Source organism: Streptomyces lasalocidi (assembly GCF_005280215.1).
Lineage (GTDB): Bacteria > Actinomycetota > Actinomycetes > Streptomycetales > Streptomycetaceae > Streptomyces > Streptomyces longwoodensis.
Genome location: NZ_SZNQ01000001.1, coordinates 237,545 through 253,407, shown reverse-complemented (window position 1 = coordinate 253,407; position 15,863 = coordinate 237,545). Strand labels below are relative to the sequence as shown.

Annotated in this window: 12 protein-coding genes; 7 read left to right on the top strand and 5 right to left on the bottom strand. The window is 71.8% G+C overall.

All coding sequences use genetic code 11. The annotated features are described in order from the left end of the window. Positions 1-149: 149 nt before the first annotated feature. The gene (locus tag E4U91_RS00930; RefSeq protein ID WP_137304741.1) at positions 150-1,871 is read left to right on the top strand and encodes a 3-hydroxyacyl-CoA dehydrogenase family protein; all 1,722 of its coding nucleotides are present in this window, start codon (positions 150-152) and stop codon (positions 1,869-1,871) included. A 123-nt stretch (positions 1,872-1,994) separates the two neighbouring features. Here E4U91_RS00930 and ccrA read toward each other — a convergent pair whose 3' ends face one another. The 3 genes from ccrA to E4U91_RS00915 form a co-directional block, all read right to left on the bottom strand. Further along, positions 1,995-3,359, bottom strand: a complete 1,365-nt coding sequence (ccrA, locus tag E4U91_RS00925; RefSeq protein WP_137304740.1) for a crotonyl-CoA carboxylase/reductase — start codon at positions 3,357-3,359, stop codon at positions 1,995-1,997. Positions 3,360-3,369: 10 nt separating this feature from the next. Next, a complete protein-coding gene (locus E4U91_RS00920; RefSeq protein WP_241678458.1) occupies positions 3,370-5,745 on the bottom strand; it encodes a helix-turn-helix transcriptional regulator in 2,376 nt (791 codons plus the stop codon). Between the two features lie 915 nt (positions 5,746-6,660). Next, positions 6,661-7,146, bottom strand: coding sequence for a GbsR/MarR family transcriptional regulator (locus tag E4U91_RS00915; RefSeq protein ID WP_241678457.1), 486 nt, complete (start codon positions 7,144-7,146; stop codon positions 6,661-6,663). A 131-nt stretch (positions 7,147-7,277) separates the two neighbouring features. Here E4U91_RS00915 and E4U91_RS00910 point away from each other — a divergent pair, with 131 nt between their 5' ends. Both E4U91_RS00910 and E4U91_RS00905 read left to right on the top strand, forming a co-directional pair. After that, a complete protein-coding gene (locus E4U91_RS00910; RefSeq protein ID WP_137304738.1) occupies positions 7,278-8,834 on the top strand; it encodes an MFS transporter in 1,557 nt (518 codons plus the stop codon). Positions 8,835-9,006: 172 nt separating this feature from the next. Then, positions 9,007-9,786 carry a thioesterase II family protein gene (locus E4U91_RS00905; protein WP_032492344.1) on the top strand — a complete coding sequence of 260 codons (780 nt, stop codon included), beginning with the start codon at positions 9,007-9,009 and terminating at the stop codon, positions 9,784-9,786. Positions 9,787-9,804: 18 nt separating this feature from the next. On the opposite strand, the gene E4U91_RS00900 is transcribed toward E4U91_RS00905, so the two are convergent. Continuing rightward, a complete protein-coding gene (locus E4U91_RS00900; RefSeq protein WP_241678455.1) occupies positions 9,805-10,833 on the bottom strand; it encodes a 3-oxoacyl-ACP synthase III family protein in 1,029 nt (342 codons plus the stop codon). A gap of 225 nt (positions 10,834-11,058) precedes the next feature. Between E4U91_RS00900 and E4U91_RS00895 the strand changes: the two genes are divergently transcribed. The 4 genes from E4U91_RS00895 (at position 11,059) to E4U91_RS00880 (ending at position 14,540) form a co-directional block, all read left to right on the top strand. Beyond that, positions 11,059-11,781 (top strand): IclR family transcriptional regulator, encoded by a 723-nt coding sequence (locus E4U91_RS00895; RefSeq protein WP_137304737.1) that lies wholly within the window; start codon positions 11,059-11,061, stop codon positions 11,779-11,781. 105 nt (positions 11,782-11,886) lie between these two features. After that, positions 11,887-12,459, top strand: a complete 573-nt coding sequence (locus tag E4U91_RS00890; protein ID WP_137304736.1) for a hypothetical protein — start codon at positions 11,887-11,889, stop codon at positions 12,457-12,459. Between the two features lie 179 nt (positions 12,460-12,638). Continuing rightward, a complete protein-coding gene (locus E4U91_RS00885) occupies positions 12,639-13,172 on the top strand; it encodes a 2'-5' RNA ligase family protein (RefSeq protein ID WP_032492340.1) in 534 nt (177 codons plus the stop codon). Positions 13,173-13,478: 306 nt separating this feature from the next. After that, a complete protein-coding gene (locus E4U91_RS00880; RefSeq protein ID WP_137310597.1) occupies positions 13,479-14,540 on the top strand; it encodes an endo-1,4-beta-xylanase in 1,062 nt (353 codons plus the stop codon). Between the two features lie 162 nt (positions 14,541-14,702). Here the strand turns inward: E4U91_RS00880 and E4U91_RS00875 are convergent, their stop codons facing one another. Further along, entirely contained in the window at positions 14,703-15,731 is a 1,029-nt protein-coding gene (locus E4U91_RS00875; protein ID WP_168218046.1) for a LacI family DNA-binding transcriptional regulator, read from the bottom strand. Positions 15,732-15,863: the final 132 nt, after the last annotated feature.

The window sequence follows — 15,863 nt, the reverse complement described above, 5'->3', positions numbered from 1 at the left end:
GGGGCCGAGTCTGGGGGAGGTAGGGGGAAGGTCAGGGGTGGGGCGGCGGCCTGGTGTTTTGTAACGTAACCCCGCCGCGGCCCACCTCCCATAGTCCCCTTGCGCGTACTCCCCGGCTTCGCGGTCCACTGACGAAAGGACTCATGGGCATGGCACAGCAGCGTTTCCCGACGGTTGCGGTCGTCGGGCTCGGCATAACGGGTTCCGCCCTCATGACATTACTGGCCCGTACCGGACACCGGGTGGTCGCGGTCGACGTGGACGAGGCGGCTCTGGAGCGCGCCCGGGACCGGGCTCGCGCGGCGGGAGTGGAGGGTGTCGACTTCACCACGCGGTTCGCCGACGTCGCCCGGGCCGATCTTCTCGTCGAGGCGGTGCCCGAACAGCTGGAGGCCAAGCGGCAGGTCCTGCGCCGCGCCCACGAAGTGTGCCCGGGCGCCACCGTGTTCGCGACCACCACGACGTCCCTGTCGGTGACCGGTCTCGCCTTCGAGTCCGGGCGGATGGCGAGCACGATCGGCCTGCACTTCTTTCCCACGGCCCCTGAAGACGGCCTCGGAGCCGTGGAGTTGATCGCCACCCCGGTCACGGCCCGGGCGCTGCTGGACGACGTCCGCGAGCTGCTGCACGGCCTCGGCAGCACCGCCGTGTCCAGCACCGACAGCCCCGGTTTCGTCGGCGGCGCCCTGACGATGTCGTACCTGAACGGCGCCGCCGCCATGTACGAGCAGCGCTACGCCGCCGAGGAGGGCATCGACGCCGCGATGACCCTGGGCTGCGGCGTGCCCCTCGGCCCGCTCGCGCAGCTCGACGCGATGGGCCTGGACACCGCCCACGACACCCTGGAAGCGCTCTACCAGCGCACCGGGGACCGCGGTTACGCCCCGGCCCCCGTGCTGACGCACATGGTGGCCGCCGGGCTGCTCGGCGTGAAGTCGGGGCGCGGCTTCCACGACTACGCGGGCGGACGGGCGGCCGGCGACGCCCGCACAGGAGCGCAGGCGGCCGTGCCGCGCACCGTCCGCACCATCGGCGTGGTCGGCTCCGGCGTCATGGCCACCGGCATCGCCGAGGTGTGCGCGCGCTCCGGACACCCCACCACGCTGGTCGCCCGCAGCGGGGTGAAGGCGAAGGAGGCCCTGGCCGCGGTCGGGCGCTCACTGGAGCGGCAGGTCCGCCGCGGCAGGCGGACCCCCGAGGAACTCGCCGCGACCACCGCCCGGCTCAGCGGCGCGTCGGCCTACGAGGCGCTTGCCGACTGCGACCTCGTGGTGGAGGCCGTCGCCGAGGACCTCGCGGTCAAACGGGGGGTGTTCGGCGCACTGGACCGGGTGTGCCGGCCCGGCGCCGTGCTCGCCACCTCCACCTCCAGCCTGCCCGTCGTCGAATGCGCCACGGCCACCGGTCGCCCGCAGGACGTGCTGGGCATGCACTTCTTCAACCCGGCACCGGTCATGAAGCTCGTGGAGGTCGTACGGACGGTGCTGACCGCCCAGGACACGGTGTCCACCGCCCTCGCGGCCGCCGCCGCCCTCGGCAAGCGGCCCGTCCAGTGCGCGGACCGGGCCGGCTTCATCGTGAACGCCCTGCTCTTCCCTTACCTCAACCGGGCGGTGTGCATGATGCGCGAGGGGGTGGCCACCGCCGACGAGATCGACACGGTGATGACGGCCGGCCACGGCTTCCCGATGGGCCCCTTCAAGCTGCTGGACGTGATCGGCCTCGACGTCTCACTGGCCATCCAGAAGACCCTGCACCGCGCGTTCCGCGAGCCGGCGCTCGCCCCTGCCCGCCCGCTGGAACAGCTGGTGGAGGCGGGTTACTTGGGACGCAAGGCGGGACGCGGCTTCCGCTCGTACGACACCGTGTGACACGGCACCCACGGGGCCGTGCCCTTCCCCTCGGGGACCCCCAGCTCGCGGCGCACCGGACGCCGCGAGCCCTGTCGTGCGACCGCACACGACAGGGCTTCGAGGGCGCGGCCCCAGGGGCCGCTAGCGTTCGGCTGCCGTCGGTCGTGCCTGCGGTGTCCGGAACCGGTTGAGGGCCGCCAGGTGGCGTTCCCTGGTCTCCGGGTCGCGCACGCCCAGTCCTTCGGCCGGGGCCAGGCCGAGGACACCGACCTTCCCGCTGTGCCGGTTGGCGTGCACCTCGCGCGTCGCCTCGCCGGTAGCCGTGAGCGGGAAGACGGCGGACAGCGTGGGATGGATCATGCCCCGAGCGATGAGCCGGTTGGCCTCCCACGCCTCGCGGTAGTTGGCGAAGTGGGTGCCCACGATCCGCTTCAGCGACATCCACAGGTAGCGGTTGTCGTACTGGTGCTGGTACCCGGCCGTCGAGGCGCACGTCACGACGGTGCCGCCGCGGCGCGTGACGTAGACACTGGCACCGAACGTCTCCCGGCCCGGGTGCTCCACGACGATGTCGGGGTCCTGGCCGCCGGTCAGCTCCCTGATCCGGGCGCCGAAGCGCCGCCACTCCCGCGGATCCTGGGTCTGCGGGTCCTTCCAGAAGCGGTAGCCCTCGGCGGCCCGGTCGATGACCAGGTCGGCGCCCATCGACCGGACCAGCTCGGCCTTGCGGGGCCCCGACACCACACACACCGGCACCGCCCCGCCGTTGAGGGCGAGTTGGGTGGCGTAGGAGCCGAGGCCGCCGCCGGCGCCCCAGATCAGCACCACGTCCCCCTGCTTCATCCCGGCCCCGTTGCGGGAGACGAGCTGGCGGTACGCCGTGGAGTTGACCAGCCCGGAGCACGCCGCCTCCTCCCAGGTGAGGTGCTCGGGCATGGGCATCAGCTGGTTGGCCTTGACCAGCGCCAGTTCGGCCAGGCCGCCGAAGTTGGTCTCGAAGCCCCAGATGCGCTGCTCGGGATCGAGCATGGTGTCGTCGTGGCCGTCGGGGGACTCCAGTTCGACCGACAGGCAGTGCGCCACCACCCGGTCGCCCGGTTTCCAGCGCCGCACCCCTGGCCCGGTGCGCAGCACCACCCCGGACAGGTCGGACCCCAGGACGTGGTACGGCTGGTCGTGGCGGGCCGCGTCCGGGCCGGAGCGCGCGTACCGCTCCAGGAACCCGAACGTGGGCAGCGGTTCGAAGATCGCGCTCCACACGGTGTTGTAATTGATCGCGCTCGCCATGACGGCGACGAGCACCTCGCCCGGTGCGGGCAGCGGGGTCGGCACGTCCTGGACGTGCAGGGACTTGCCCGGGTCCTTGTCGGCGGTGGCCAGCCCCTCGAACATGGCTGTCTCGTCCCTGAGGACCACTGCCCCGCGGTAGTGGTCGGGCACCGGCAGGGCGCCGAAGTCCCCCTCGACCGCGTCCTCGGACAGTACGGCACTGATGATCTCTTCCACCCTGGTCCCCCTACGTGGCGATGGACTGGCAGTCGTTCTCGTACGGGCTGAACTGGAGGTCGGGCGGCAGCTGTTCACGGCGTGAGATGTGCAGCTTCCGGTAGACCCGGGTGAGGTGCTGCTCGACCGTGCTGACGGTGATGTACAGCTTGGCCGATATGTCGCGGTTGGTGTATCCGCAGGCGGCCAGGGCGGCCACCCGCTTCTCCGACTCGCTGAGCTTGGTGAGGGCGGACGGCGCGTGTCCCTCGGCCGACCAGTGCCGCCGTGAGGCCGGCACAGACCGGGAGGCGGTGGACTGCGGAGCGCCGCCCCACGCCGTGGCTCCGCACTCGCGGGCCATGTGGCGGGCCCGGCGCTTGGCCGCGGCGGCCCGGGTGGTGTCGCCCAGGGCCTGCTGCGCGTCGCCCAGGGCGTCCAGGACGCGGGCCATCTCCAGCCGGTCCCCGGACGTCTGCAGGGCTTCCACCGCCTTGGTGAGCAGTCGTGGGCGCACCTTGGCGTCCGCGGTCATCGCGCGTAGCCGCAGCGAGATGCCCCGCACCCGGGAGTTGATCGCGTCGCGCATCTGGAGCTGGTCGGTGATCAGCCGCTCGGCCTGTTCCGGGTTGCCCAGTTCGAGCCAGGCCTCGGCGGCGTCCGAGCGCCACGGCAGCAGCGTGGGACGGTCGACGCCCCAGCGCGCGGCGAGCCGGCCGGCGTCGAGGAAGTCGCCCAGGGCGGTGTGCGCCCGGTTGGTGGCCAGGTAGTAGCGTCCCCGGGCGCGCAGGTAGCGCAGTCCGTACACGTTCTTGAACAGCGCTTCGGGCACCGACTGGTTGAGCCGTCGGGCCGCGGACTCGTAGTCGCCCATCGCGGTGTACGCCAGCACCAGGCTGGACAGGGGACCGCCGATGAAGAACACCCCGGTGTGCTCCGGGACGGCCGCCAGCGCGCGGTCGGCGTACTGTTCGGCGTCGGTGAGCCGGCCCTGGTGCAGCGCGATCTCGGCGCGCAGGGAGGCGAACAGCACCTCCCAACCGGGGGCGTCGCGCCGCTCGGCCTCCTGCAGGAAGGCGTCGCACCAGCTCTCGGCCAGGTCCACGCGGTCGTGGTGGATGAGCGACTTGATCGCCGTGGTGACGGCGGTGAGGGTGGTGTCGGTCAGCGGCGACACCCGCAGGAACCGCTCGATCCCCGTGGCGTGGACGGGATCGGGCCGGCCGCCGTGCGAGCTCAGCAGACGGATGTCCCGGCCGGACGTCGCCGGAGTGGCCGGCGCCAGGGCGTGGGGGAAGTGCACGTCCCACTCCCAGGGGTGCATGATCTCGGTGTCCGCCGGCAGGGCCTGGCCGGGACCGGTCGACTCCTGCAGCCGGCCGAGGACGTGACGTGCCTCATCGAGGCGGCCGTGGGCGACGAGCAGGTTGGCCAGCGGCGCGATGAAGGGCACCGGCAGCAGCCCGGACCACAGGGCGGAGAGGGACTCCGCCAGGTACAGGCTCTCCGCGGTGGCCGGGTTGAGGCGCCACATGACGCAGGCGAGCCGGACGGTGATCTCCGCCCGGGTACGGGCGTCGGTGGAACCGGCGTGGGCCAGCTCCAGGAAGGCGACCGCCTCCTGTGCCCGGTCGGCGGCGAGTGCCTCCTCGGCCGCCTCCTTGAGTGCGGTGACTCCCCAGGCGTCCGGCGTGCCGCCGCCGGCGAGCAGGTGGGCGGCGACCTCGCGGACGGAGGCGCCGTGCCGGTGCAACAGGGTCGCGGCCTTCAGGTGCAGGGCGCGCCGGTCCGCGGGGGTGATGCTGTCCAGCACGGCGGCTCTGGCCAGGCGGTGGCGGAAGCGGTGCTCCGCGGTGATGCCGGTGGCGTCGAGGGCGTGCCGGGCCTGGGCGAGCGCCGCCGCCGACAGGCCCGCAAGGGGGCCCAGCAGGGCGGTGTGCTCGGACTCGCCCAGAACGGCCAGGGCGGTGGCGGCGTCACGCATGCGGCTGCCGCCCCGGTGCAGACAGGTGAGCACGGCCCGGCTGAACGCGACGCCGGGCTCGGCGCGTTCACCCGACGGACCCGCGAAGCGGCGGGCCGCCAGGTGGTCCTCGATCAGCGCGCGCAGCAGCAGCGGGTTCCCCCCGCTGACGGAGTGCAGTTCCCGCGTCAGGTCCTCGCCGGCGTCGACCTCGGGGTGGTTCGCGAGCATCGCGGTCACGCCGTGCAGGTCGAGCGGGGCGAGCCGGACCCTGCGGAAATTGGGCTGGCGCAGCAATTCGGTGTCGAACGTGGGGTCTTGGGGAGCGCACGACAACGACTGGGTGAACAGGGTGAGAATCCTGCTCCGGCGGGTGTGGCCGACGAGGTGGAGGAGGCAGTGCAAGGAGGCGGCGTCCACGTGGTGCAGGTCGTCTACGCTCACCACCACCGGTAAGCGGACGGCTATATTCCGCAGCGCTGCGGAGAACTGTGCGTAATCTCCCCTTTCCACGTCCGCGAGGAGGTTTTGGCCGGCGGTTGCGGGGAATGAAGGGTATTCGACGAGTTGGCGTACGACGCCGAGCGGTGTTCCGCTGCCGGACAACGAGCCCACGGCGTGCAGGACCAAGGCGCCCCGGGCCGCGGTGTAGTCGCCGATTCCCTCCAGAACCGTGCTTTTCCCGCAGGCGACTCCGGCTTCTATCAGTACCGTCCGGGATATTCCGGACGCCGCGTCGTCGAATGCTGTGTGAAGCGTACGCCATTCTGTTTGCTGTTCAACGGATTCCATGACAGAGAAGGGCACCCCCGTATCCTTTGCCGTTCTGGCCGTTCAGAGCTGGCTGTTGTTCGGCGCGCGAGATCCATCCTTTGCCGGTTGCATGGACTTCCTTTAATGGCGCTTTGCTCGCTGCGGTGCAGGACCGGTCGGAAGTGGTTGCGGGACCGAACGAAATGGAATCCTGAAACGCCGACTGCCGTCAACTGATCGACTGGCAAATGCCTGACGACGTTGTCCTAAAAACCTGCACCCTGGCCTCGGGGGACCGCTGTCGCCGCCCGCCGCGGCTCTTCTTCGAGCCGGACGGCGTTCGGGCGGCCCGCAGGTGGAAGCGGTGCCCCCGGTTGTACACCGCACGCTTGTGCGGGCGGCCGTGTGTTCGCCGTTCGACTGTCTGAAAGCGATGCTACGTCGGCCGGCGGGGGCGTGGAACAGTGCAGTCCGGGAGATCAGGGGGCGTTGAGGGGGTGGATAGGGGTTGCCCCTGCGCGTGAAAAGGTTACGCGCCACCGCCGCTCCGGCGAAGTGGCCGGAGCGTGATGGACGTGGAGACCAGGTGAGGGATTTGACGTTACGTCAGGAATTTCCCTCCTGCTGACGCCAGCGCTCCAGCATTTCCGACAACTCCTTCTGCATGAACTCGAAGAAGGGCAGTGTCGCCGCGAGCTTCGCCCCGGCGGGGGTGTCCCTGCCGAGGGTCTCGACACCCTCGCGCAGGCTGTCCTCCCAGCGGACGAGTTCGCGGTCACGGCGGCGCATGAGCTCGTACCAGACGTTGCCGTCCACCCGGAAGTGGTCCTGGCGGGCGCCCGGTTCACGCTCCCGGATGGCCAGGTTCACCTGCGTCAGGTACCGCACGGCGCCCGAGATGGCCGCGGGGCTCACCTGGAGCTGCTCGGCGAGCTCGCCGGCGGTCAGGTGATCGGAGTCCGAGGCGAACAGGGCGACGAAGACCCGGGCGGGCATCCGCGGGAAGCCCGCCTCGGTGAGCGCGGCCGCGAAGCGCTCGATGAACTTGAGCACGGCCTCCTGGTCCCGGGCCTGCGTCGGCTTCTCGGTCACCCTGCGTCGCCTCCTTCACTCGTGCGTGCGGCTGGAAGTTTACATCATTCATTGACTTCACGTATGTGTGAAACTAATGTCGCGCATGAAAAGCGTGGCACATCAGAAACAACCGAAGGATGGAGGCCGTCATGAGCGTCTCGGATGCCCGACGATGGTGGGCGGTGGGCGCCCTGGCGTTGAGTGCGCTGGTGGTGGGCCTGGACACGACGGTCCTGAACGTCGCCCTGCCCACGCTCGCCACCGACCTGGAGGCCTCGACCAGCGAACTGCAGTGGTTCGCCAACGCCTACAACCTGGTCTTCGCCGCGGTGCTGCTGCCGGCGGGGCTCTCCGGTGACCGCTATGGCCGCAAGAAGCTGCTCGTGGTGGCACTGGTCCTGTTCGGCGCCGCCTCCGTCGGCTGCGCCTACTCCGGCTCCACGGACGCCCTGATCTGGTGGCGCGCCCTGCTCGGCCTGGGCGCCGGGTTCATCTTCCCGCTGTCCCTGTCGGTGCTCCCCGTGATGTTCTCCGACGAGGAGCGACCGAAGGCGATCGGCATGGTCGTGACCGCCAGCGCGCTCGGGCTCCCGCTCGGCCCGATCGTCGGCGGCTGGCTGCTGGACAACTTCTGGTGGGGCTCGGTCTTCCTCATCAACGTCCCCATGGTCGCCCTCGCGATCGTCGCCGTCCTGCTGCTGCTGCCCGACTCCCGCAGCCCGGAACCTCCGGGGCTCGACCTGGTGGGCGTCCTGCTCTCCAGCGCCGGCCTCGCCGGCATCACTTACGGGGCCATCAAGGCCGGCGAGAAGAGCTGGGGCGACGGCACGGCCCTCACGATGCTGATCGGCGGCGTGGTCCTGATGCTGCTGTTCGTCGTGTGGCAGCGCCATCTCGCGGCGCGCCCCGACGGCAAGCCCCTGGTCGACCTCTCGCTCTTCAGGTCACCCGCGTTCACCTGGGGCGCGGTGATGGCCACAGTCGTGTCGTTCGCCCTGTTCGGACTGCTGTTCACCGTGCCGCAGTACTACCAGGCCGTCCTCGGCGCCGACGCCCTCGGCACGGGACTGCGGCTGCTGCCGATCATCGGCGGCATCATCGTCGGCGCCCGGGTGGGCGGCAAGGTCACCGCCAAGGCGGGGCCCAAGCGGCTGGTCTCCGTGGGCTTCCTGCTGATGGCCGTCGGACTGTTCATGGGAGCGGTGACCGACACCGACACCTCCTACGGCTACGCGGCCACCTGGATCGCCGTCGTCGGCCTCGGCACGGGCCTCGCGCTCCCCCTGGCCGTCGACTCGGCGCTCGGCGCGCTGTCGACCGAACGCAGCGGCGTCGGCTCCGCCGTGATCCAGACGGTCCGCCAGGTCGGCGGCACCATCGGCGTGGCGCTCCTCGGCACCATCCTGACCTCCTCCTACCACAGCCACCTGGAGGTGGGTTCGATCCCCGACCGGGCCGCGGACGCGGCAGGGGAGAGCGTTTCCGCCGGCGTCCTCGTCGCGCAGAAGCTGCACTCGCCCGCCCTGCTCTCCAGCGTGCAGGAGTCGTTCGTCCACGGCATGAACGTGATGCTGGTCGTCTGCGGCGCCATCGCCGTCGTCGGCACCGTGCTCGCGGCGCTGTTCATGCCGCAGCAGGCGAAGCGGGAGCAGCCGGGCACCGACCCCGTCGCCCCGGCCGACGCCCAGCCGCGGGGCGCGCTCTAGCGTCCCCCTCGACCGCCGACGGCCCGGCCGGCCTCCCCCGACGGTCGGGCCGTCGGTGTTTTCCCGGAGGGTGCCGACCCGGTCGGCCGGAGCACGTCGGCGAAGATAGGGGTTACACGCCACCCGCTCCTTGGCTAGGGTCGCCGCCAGGGCCACGCCCTAGGTGTCAGGAATGGTGAACGTCGTAAGGGGGGCGGCCCGGTTGAGTACATCGGTGGGCAGCGGTACGTGGATACGGCAGTACCGCACGGCCGGGCCGGGGGCGCCCCGTCTGGTGTGCTTCCCGCACGCCGGAGGCTCGGCCAGCTTCTACTTCCCCGTGGCCACCGCGCTCAGCCCGGACGTCGACGTCCTCGCGGTGCAGTACCCCGGCCGGCAGGACCGCATGGGGGAGCAGCCGCTCACGGACCTGCGGCGCCTCGCCGACCAGGTCGCCGAGGCACTCGAGCCCTGGCGCGACCAGCCCCTGCACCTCTTCGGACACAGCATGGGCGCCGTCATCGCCTACGAGGTCGCCCTGCGTCTCCAGCAGTCCCCGGGTCCCGGCCCGGCCGCGCTCTACGTGTCCGGCCGGCGCGCCCCCTCCACCCGGCGCACCGAGACCGTGCACCTGAGGGACGACGCCGGTCTGATCCGTGAGCTGAAGACACTCGCCGGGACGGACGCGGCCCTGCTCGCCGACGACGACGTCCTCGCCATGATCCTGCCGGCGCTGCGCGCCGACTACCGGGCGATCGAGACGTACGAGCACCGCCCGGCGCCCCTGCTCACCTGCCCGGTGACCGCCCTGCTGGGCGACGCCGACCCCAAGGTCACGCTCGCCGAGGCCGAGGTGTGGCGGGAGCACACCGACGAGGACTTCGACCTGCACGTGTTCCCGGGCGGCCACTTCTACCTGACGACCCACCAGCCGGCCGTGCTGACCCTGCTCCGGGAGCGTCTGAAGGCCTGACCCGGGTCATCCGGTGTCTCAGCCGTCCCCGGGCGCCCCGTCCCAGCGCACCAGCGCGGTGCCGAGGGACATTCCTCCGCCGAACCCGGCGAGCAGCACCGTGTCCCCGTCCTCCAAGAGGCCCCCGCGCCGGACCGTGTCCAGCGCCAACGGCACGGACGCCGCACCAGTGTTGGCATGCTCGGCCACCGTGAGGTGGGTGCGTGCCCGCGGCAGTCCCAGCAGGGGCAGGACCTCCCGCAGCATCATGCCGTTGGCCTGGTGCGGGACGAAGTGGTCCACCGCGTCCGGGGCGATGTCGCAGACGGTGAGCAACCGACGTACGCCTGCCGGGAGTTCGGTCGTGACGAAATCGCGTACGGCGCGCCCCTGCATGTGGAAGTAGTGCTCGCCCGAGGCGAGTGTCTCCTGCGACGCCGGCCTGCGGCTGCCCCCCGCGGGAACGCCGATCATGTCGTGGTGCTGCCCGAACCCGATCAGGTCCGAGCCCACGATGCCGTACCCGGCGCGCACCGGACCGAGCACCACCGCGCCCGCACCGTCCCCGAACAGCACCGCCGTGCGCCGGTCGGCGGGGTCGATGATCCGCGAGTACACCTCGGCACCCACGACCAGGCCGTGCCGCCGTGCCCCCACCGTGCCGCCGGAGAGCAGCGCGGCCACGGTGACCAGCGCGTACACGAAGCCGCTGCACACTGCGTTGAGGTCGAAGACGGCCGCGCCCTCGGCACCGAGCCGGTGCTGCACGAGGCTCGCGGTGGCCGGCTGCGGCTGATCCGGGGTCGATGTGGCCACCACGATCCAGGCGAGATCCCCGGCCCGCACGCCGGCGTCGGCCAGGGCGGACGCGGCGGCGGCCACGGCCAGGTCGGAGGTCGCCTCGTCGGCGGCGGCGTAACGGCGCTCGCGGATCGCGGTCTTGCGCACGATCCAGTCGGCCGTCACACCGGCGCGTTCGGCGACGACGGAGTTGGGCACCGTCTCGACGGGCAGGAAGGAGCCCGTGCCGCGTATGCCGATGCCGAAAGGTCCCCGTCGAGCGGTCACAGGCTGCTCCAGATGGATGGTCCGCGCGCGTCCAAGTGCCCCAGTGAGCGTAGGAATCGGTGCGGCGGGCCGGTAACCCCTAACGTTCCCCGCCGCCCCCCTTACTGGCGACTTCGTCGATCGTCTCGTCAATCCGTGGGCGCTCCGGGCATCCTGTTCACCGGCGTCCGGTGGCCGTGCCGACGGGGGACACGGCCGACGCCCATGCGTTCCGGGGGGAACCACATGCCACAGTCACCGCACCGCACCGCGTCCGAGTCGTCGATGGGCCGAGGCGTCCTGAAGGGGGCGTTCGCACTGCTGGACGAGTTACGGCGGCAGGGGGGCGAAGCGGGACTCACTCAGATCGCCAACGCCTGCGGGCTGCCCAAGGCGAGCACCCACCGGCTGCTGCACCAACTGCTCATGGTGGGCGCCGTCGAACGCCACCGCGGCCGCTACCGCGTGGGCGGCCAGCTCTACCGGATCGGCCAGGCCTGGCAGCCCCATCCCGGACTGCGCCTGGCCGCCCGCCAGCCCCTGCACGGGCTGCGCGCCGCCACCGGCGCCAGCGTCGTGGTCACCGTCCTGTACGAGGACCTCGCGCTGACCATCGCCTCCGTGCCCGGCGAGGTCGAGCCGGTCGCGCCGGTCCGCGACGGCATGGGCTTCACCCTGGACACCGCCGCGGGGCAGGTGCTCACGGCCGGCCCGCCCCGCCGGGCGGCGGGCCGGCCGGAGACCGCCCTCCTGGAACGCGAGCAGGTCATGGACGGGGTGTGCTGCGCGGCCCTCCCGGTGTGTTCGCCCGACGGTCGACTCCGCGCGGCCATCACCGCGATGGTGCCGCCCCACCGACGGCTCCAGACCGTCGCCGAACACACCGCCCGGGCCGGCGCCGCCATCACCGCCAACCTCGGCAGGGCCGCGAGGAGCACCGCTCCGTTGCCGCCCGTGCTGCGCCACTGAGCGGTTCCGCTCAGCGGAACGCGCGTAGAGAAGGCGGCGTCCGACAGGCAGGGTGAGTGCCGTGCCGGTCAGGGGGACCGGCGCGCACCACGAAGGGGGAACACCATGAACGTGCGACTCGCCGGCGTCACCGCCGTCACCGCGCTGGCTCTCGTCACCCTGCCGGGCACCGCGGGTGCCGCCCAGGCCGCCACGCAGTCCGCCGACCACGGCGGGCACTGCGTGCTGGACCTGACCGGCCGGGCCCGGGTCAGCTGCTTCGACACCTTCAGCGGCGCGATCGCCCACGCGACCGGCGGCAAGGTGCAGCTGCCGGCCGGGGCGACCCAGGTCGAGGGCCGCTACCTGACCCAGCTCCGCCAGGCCAACTCCGCCGCCCTGAGTTCGGTGGCGATCGGCACGCTCTACAACGACGCCAACCGCAAGGGCCACTCGTGGACCATCACCCGTTCCTCGGACTGCGACGCGGACCCGGACATCGACTGGACGTACAGCAACCTGTCGGGCGTGAAGGACGCCTCCGGGTTCGACTGGAACGACGAGATCGGCTCCGCCGTCCAGTACGGCCAGTGCGAGGCGGTCTACTACGAGCACTCCTACTTCCAGGGCGCCCGGGTCAGCGGGGACTGGTCGGGAGGTGCCCTGGACGACGAGGTGTCCTCCATCGCGTGGAGCTGACCTGACCGGGACCGACGGTCCCCGCGGCGGCAGCGGCAGGGCTGCCGGGGCGTGCGGCCCCCGGCAGCCCTGCCGCTGCGGTCCGTCCCGCGGGCGTGGGTGCGCCGGTCACACCTCGGCCGTTCCGCTACCCCACGTGCCGTCCCGCCCCGACGCGGCCCCGCCGGTAGGCTGCGTCGGTGCGTACGGTCGAGCTCCTGGTGGATGACGCGGCGGACCAGGTGGTCCGGGAGGCCTGGCGGCGGCTGGCGGACGCGGGGCTGCCCAGTCAGGCCCGGCACGGCTCACCCACCAACAGCCCGCACCTGACCCTGGCCGCCTGTCCGGAGCTGACCGGTCCGATCCGCTGGGAGCTCGCCGAGGTGGCGGCCGCCCTCCCGCTCCCGGTGCGGTGCACGGGACTCATCCGCTTCGAGCGACCCACCTCCGTACTCGCCTGGGCGCTCGCACCGGACCCGGCGCTGACCGCCCTGCACCGCCGGGTGTGGGAGGCGGTGGCCTCCGACAGTCCGCCCGAGACCCTCAACCCCCTGCACACGCCGGGACGGTGGAGTCCGCACATCACCCTCGGCCGCACCCGGCGTGCGGGCGCCTTCGCCGACCGGCGGATCCCCGGTCTGCTGCCCATGCCGCCGCAGTCCTTCCTGCTCACGACTCTGCGCAGCTTCGACACCCACACCGGCACCCTGGAGGTGCTGGAGCCCCGCGGGTGAGCACCCACCCGCGCGGTGCTGCTCGAATGTTTCGAGTTTCTTTCCGAACGCCGGCCTAGAACATAGGGCTTGTGTGGTCGGAGGTCAATCAATCACGCACCCGTGGGTGGAAGTTGCCGCACAGGGGCGGGGGTCCGACAGCCTCTACGGGGCCCAAAAAACGCGGCTGCCGCGCCGGTTGACGTCCCCTCCGGCGACCCATACCGTTGCGCCGCGCTCTTCCGAAAGCGCCTCGAAACATTCGGAACTCCACTCTCCCTAGGAGGAGTGCTAGTGAAGGTGCCCCGCCTCGTCCTGGCAGCCGCCATGACGTCGTCCCTCGCTCTCGTCCCCCTCGCCGCCGCCGGCTCGGCCGCCGCGGCCGAGGCCCCGGCCCACGGCGGCAAGGAGCGAACGCTCCGCCAACTGGCGGCCGACGACCGGCTGCGCGTCGGCACGGCCGTCGACATGTCGGCGCTCGCCGACGACACCGACTACCGCCGGATCACGGGTGAGCAGTTCTCCACCGTCACCCCGGAGAACGTCATGAAGTGGGAGGTGATCGAGCCGCAGCGGGGCGTGTACGACTACGCCGCGGCCGACCAGCTGGTCGCGTTCGCCGCGCGGCACGGGCAGAAGGTGCGGGGCCACACGCTGGTCTGGCACAGCCAGTTGCCCTCCTGGCTGACCACCGGCGACTTCACCGCCCAGGAGCTGCGCCAGATCCTGCACCGCCACATCACCGACACCGTGCGGCACTTCAAGGGCCGCATCTGGCAGTGGGACGTCGTCAACGAGGCGTTCAACGACGACGGCACCCTGCGCGACTCGATCTGGCTGCGCAAGCTGGGCCCGGGGTACATCGCCGACGCGTTCCGCTGGGCGCACGAGGCGGACCCGCACGCCAAGCTGTTCTACAACGACTACAACATCGAGTGGTCCGGCCCCAAGAGCGACGCCGTGCTCGACCTGGCCGGCCGCCTGAAGGCCGAGGGCGTTCCCATCGACGGGGTCGGCTTCCAGGGGCACTTGGGCATCCAGTACGGGCTGCCCGGCGGACTGCCCGAGAACTTCGCCCGCTTCGAGAAGCTGGGCCTGGACACCGCGGTCACCGAGGCGGACGTCCGCATGGTCCTCCCGGCGGACGACGAGAAGCTGGCCACGCAGGCCGAGGGCTACCGGCTGCTGCTGGACGCCTGCCTGCGCACCCGGCACTGCATCTCGTTCACCGTCTGGGGCTTCACCGACCGGTACTCCTGGGTGCCCGGCGTGTTCGAGGGCGAGGGCGCCGCGAACCTCCTGGACGAGGACTACGGCGTGAAACCGGCCTTCCGCGCGGTCCAGAAGGCGCTCTCGGGCCACGCCCGCACGAAGTCGGCGACGCGGTAACCGCTGACGCCCACCCCGCCCCGCCCTGTCCGGCACGGCCCCCTCCTGCGAGGGCCACCCGGGCGGGGCGGGGCTCTTCGCGTTCACCGCCCCGGTCGGCCCGGTGATCGAGCGAGCCGAGTCGCCCTCCGAAGTCGGTACCGGACACGGGAGTTCGCCCCCTCACCCCACCGCCGGCCCCGCCGTCGTCTGGCGCACCACCAGCCGCGTCGCCAGTTCGATCCGCCGGGCCGTGCCGTCCGGGTCCGCCGGCTCCAGCAGCATGCGGGTCGCTTCCTCGGCCATGTGGCGCAGGGGCTGGTGGACCGTGGTGAGGGGCGGGCTGGTCCACTGGGCGAGCGAGACGTCGTCGTAGCCGACCACGGACAGGTCCCGCGGGACGCTCAACCCGCGTACCCGCGCCGCCTGCAGGACGCCGAGGGCCTGGAGGTCGCTGCCGGCGAAGAGCGCCGTCGGCGGGTCGGGCAGCGCGAGCAGCTCCATGGCGTGCCGGTAGCCGCTCTGGACGTGGAAGTCGCCGTACCGGACGAGGGCGGGGTCGACGTCCAGGCCGGCCATGGCCATCGCGGAGCGGTAGCCGTCGAGACGCGCCAGGGAGCACATCAGGTCCTCGGGCCCGGTGATCACGGCGACGCGCCGGTGCCCCAGTTCGGTGAGGTGACGGGTGGCGGCTAGGCCGCCCGACCAGTTGGCCGAGCCGACCGAGGGGACGTCGGGGTCCGGGTCGCCGGCGGGGTCGATGATGACGAACGGGATGCCGTAGGAGCGCAGTCGGCCCTTGACGGGCTCGGGGAGCGTGGAGAAGACCAGCACGACGCCGAGCGGCCGCCGTCGGAGCACCCCCTCGATCCAGTCCTCGGCGGGCGCGTGCCGGGTGCCGCTCTCGGTGAGGACGACCGTCGCACCGTTCGCTTTCGCGACGTTCTCGACGCCCAGGATGAGTTCGACCGCCCACACGCTCTCGAGTTCGTGGAAGACCAGCTCGACGAGCGGCGCCCGGGAGGGGCCGGGCGGGCGGCGCCGGTAGCCCTGGGCCGCGAGCAGGCGCTCCACCTTGGCACGCGTCCGGTGGGAGACGTCCGCACGCCCGTTGAGCACCTTCGAAACAGTCGGCAGCGAGACCCCGGCCTTTCGGGCCACGGTCGCAAGGGTCACACGTCCCTCGTCCGTCGCGTCGTCGTCATCGTCCATGCAGCGCAGGATAGGTCACCGGGGTCACGGCCGGGGTAACGCTTTGGTCGCGTGGCTGCAAGGTCATTGACCAGAATCCGGATCGGCCCCTACTGTCCGTCCGCATGGACTTTCGGCAATGATGCCGAAACT

What these genes read in the sequence shown, in the direction of transcription:
- E4U91_RS00930 (WP_137304741.1), top strand. Translation starts at nt 150, where the DNA reads ATGGCACAGCAGCGTTTCCCGACGGTTGCGGTCGTCGGGCTCGGCATA.
- E4U91_RS00910 (WP_137304738.1), top strand. Translation starts at nt 7,278, where the DNA reads ATGAGCGTCTCGGATGCCCGACGATGGTGGGCGGTGGGCGCCCTGGCG.
- E4U91_RS00905 (WP_032492344.1), top strand. Translation starts at nt 9,007, where the DNA reads ATGGTGAACGTCGTAAGGGGGGCGGCCCGGTTGAGTACATCGGTGGGC.
- E4U91_RS00895 (WP_137304737.1), top strand. Translation starts at nt 11,059, where the DNA reads ATGCCACAGTCACCGCACCGCACCGCGTCCGAGTCGTCGATGGGCCGA.
- E4U91_RS00890 (WP_137304736.1), top strand. Translation starts at nt 11,887, where the DNA reads ATGAACGTGCGACTCGCCGGCGTCACCGCCGTCACCGCGCTGGCTCTC.
- E4U91_RS00880 (WP_137310597.1), top strand. Translation starts at nt 13,479, where the DNA reads ATGACGTCGTCCCTCGCTCTCGTCCCCCTCGCCGCCGCCGGCTCGGCC.
- E4U91_RS00875 (WP_168218046.1), bottom strand. Translation starts at nt 15,731, where the DNA reads ATGGACGATGACGACGACGCGACGGACGAGGGACGTGTGACCCTTGCG.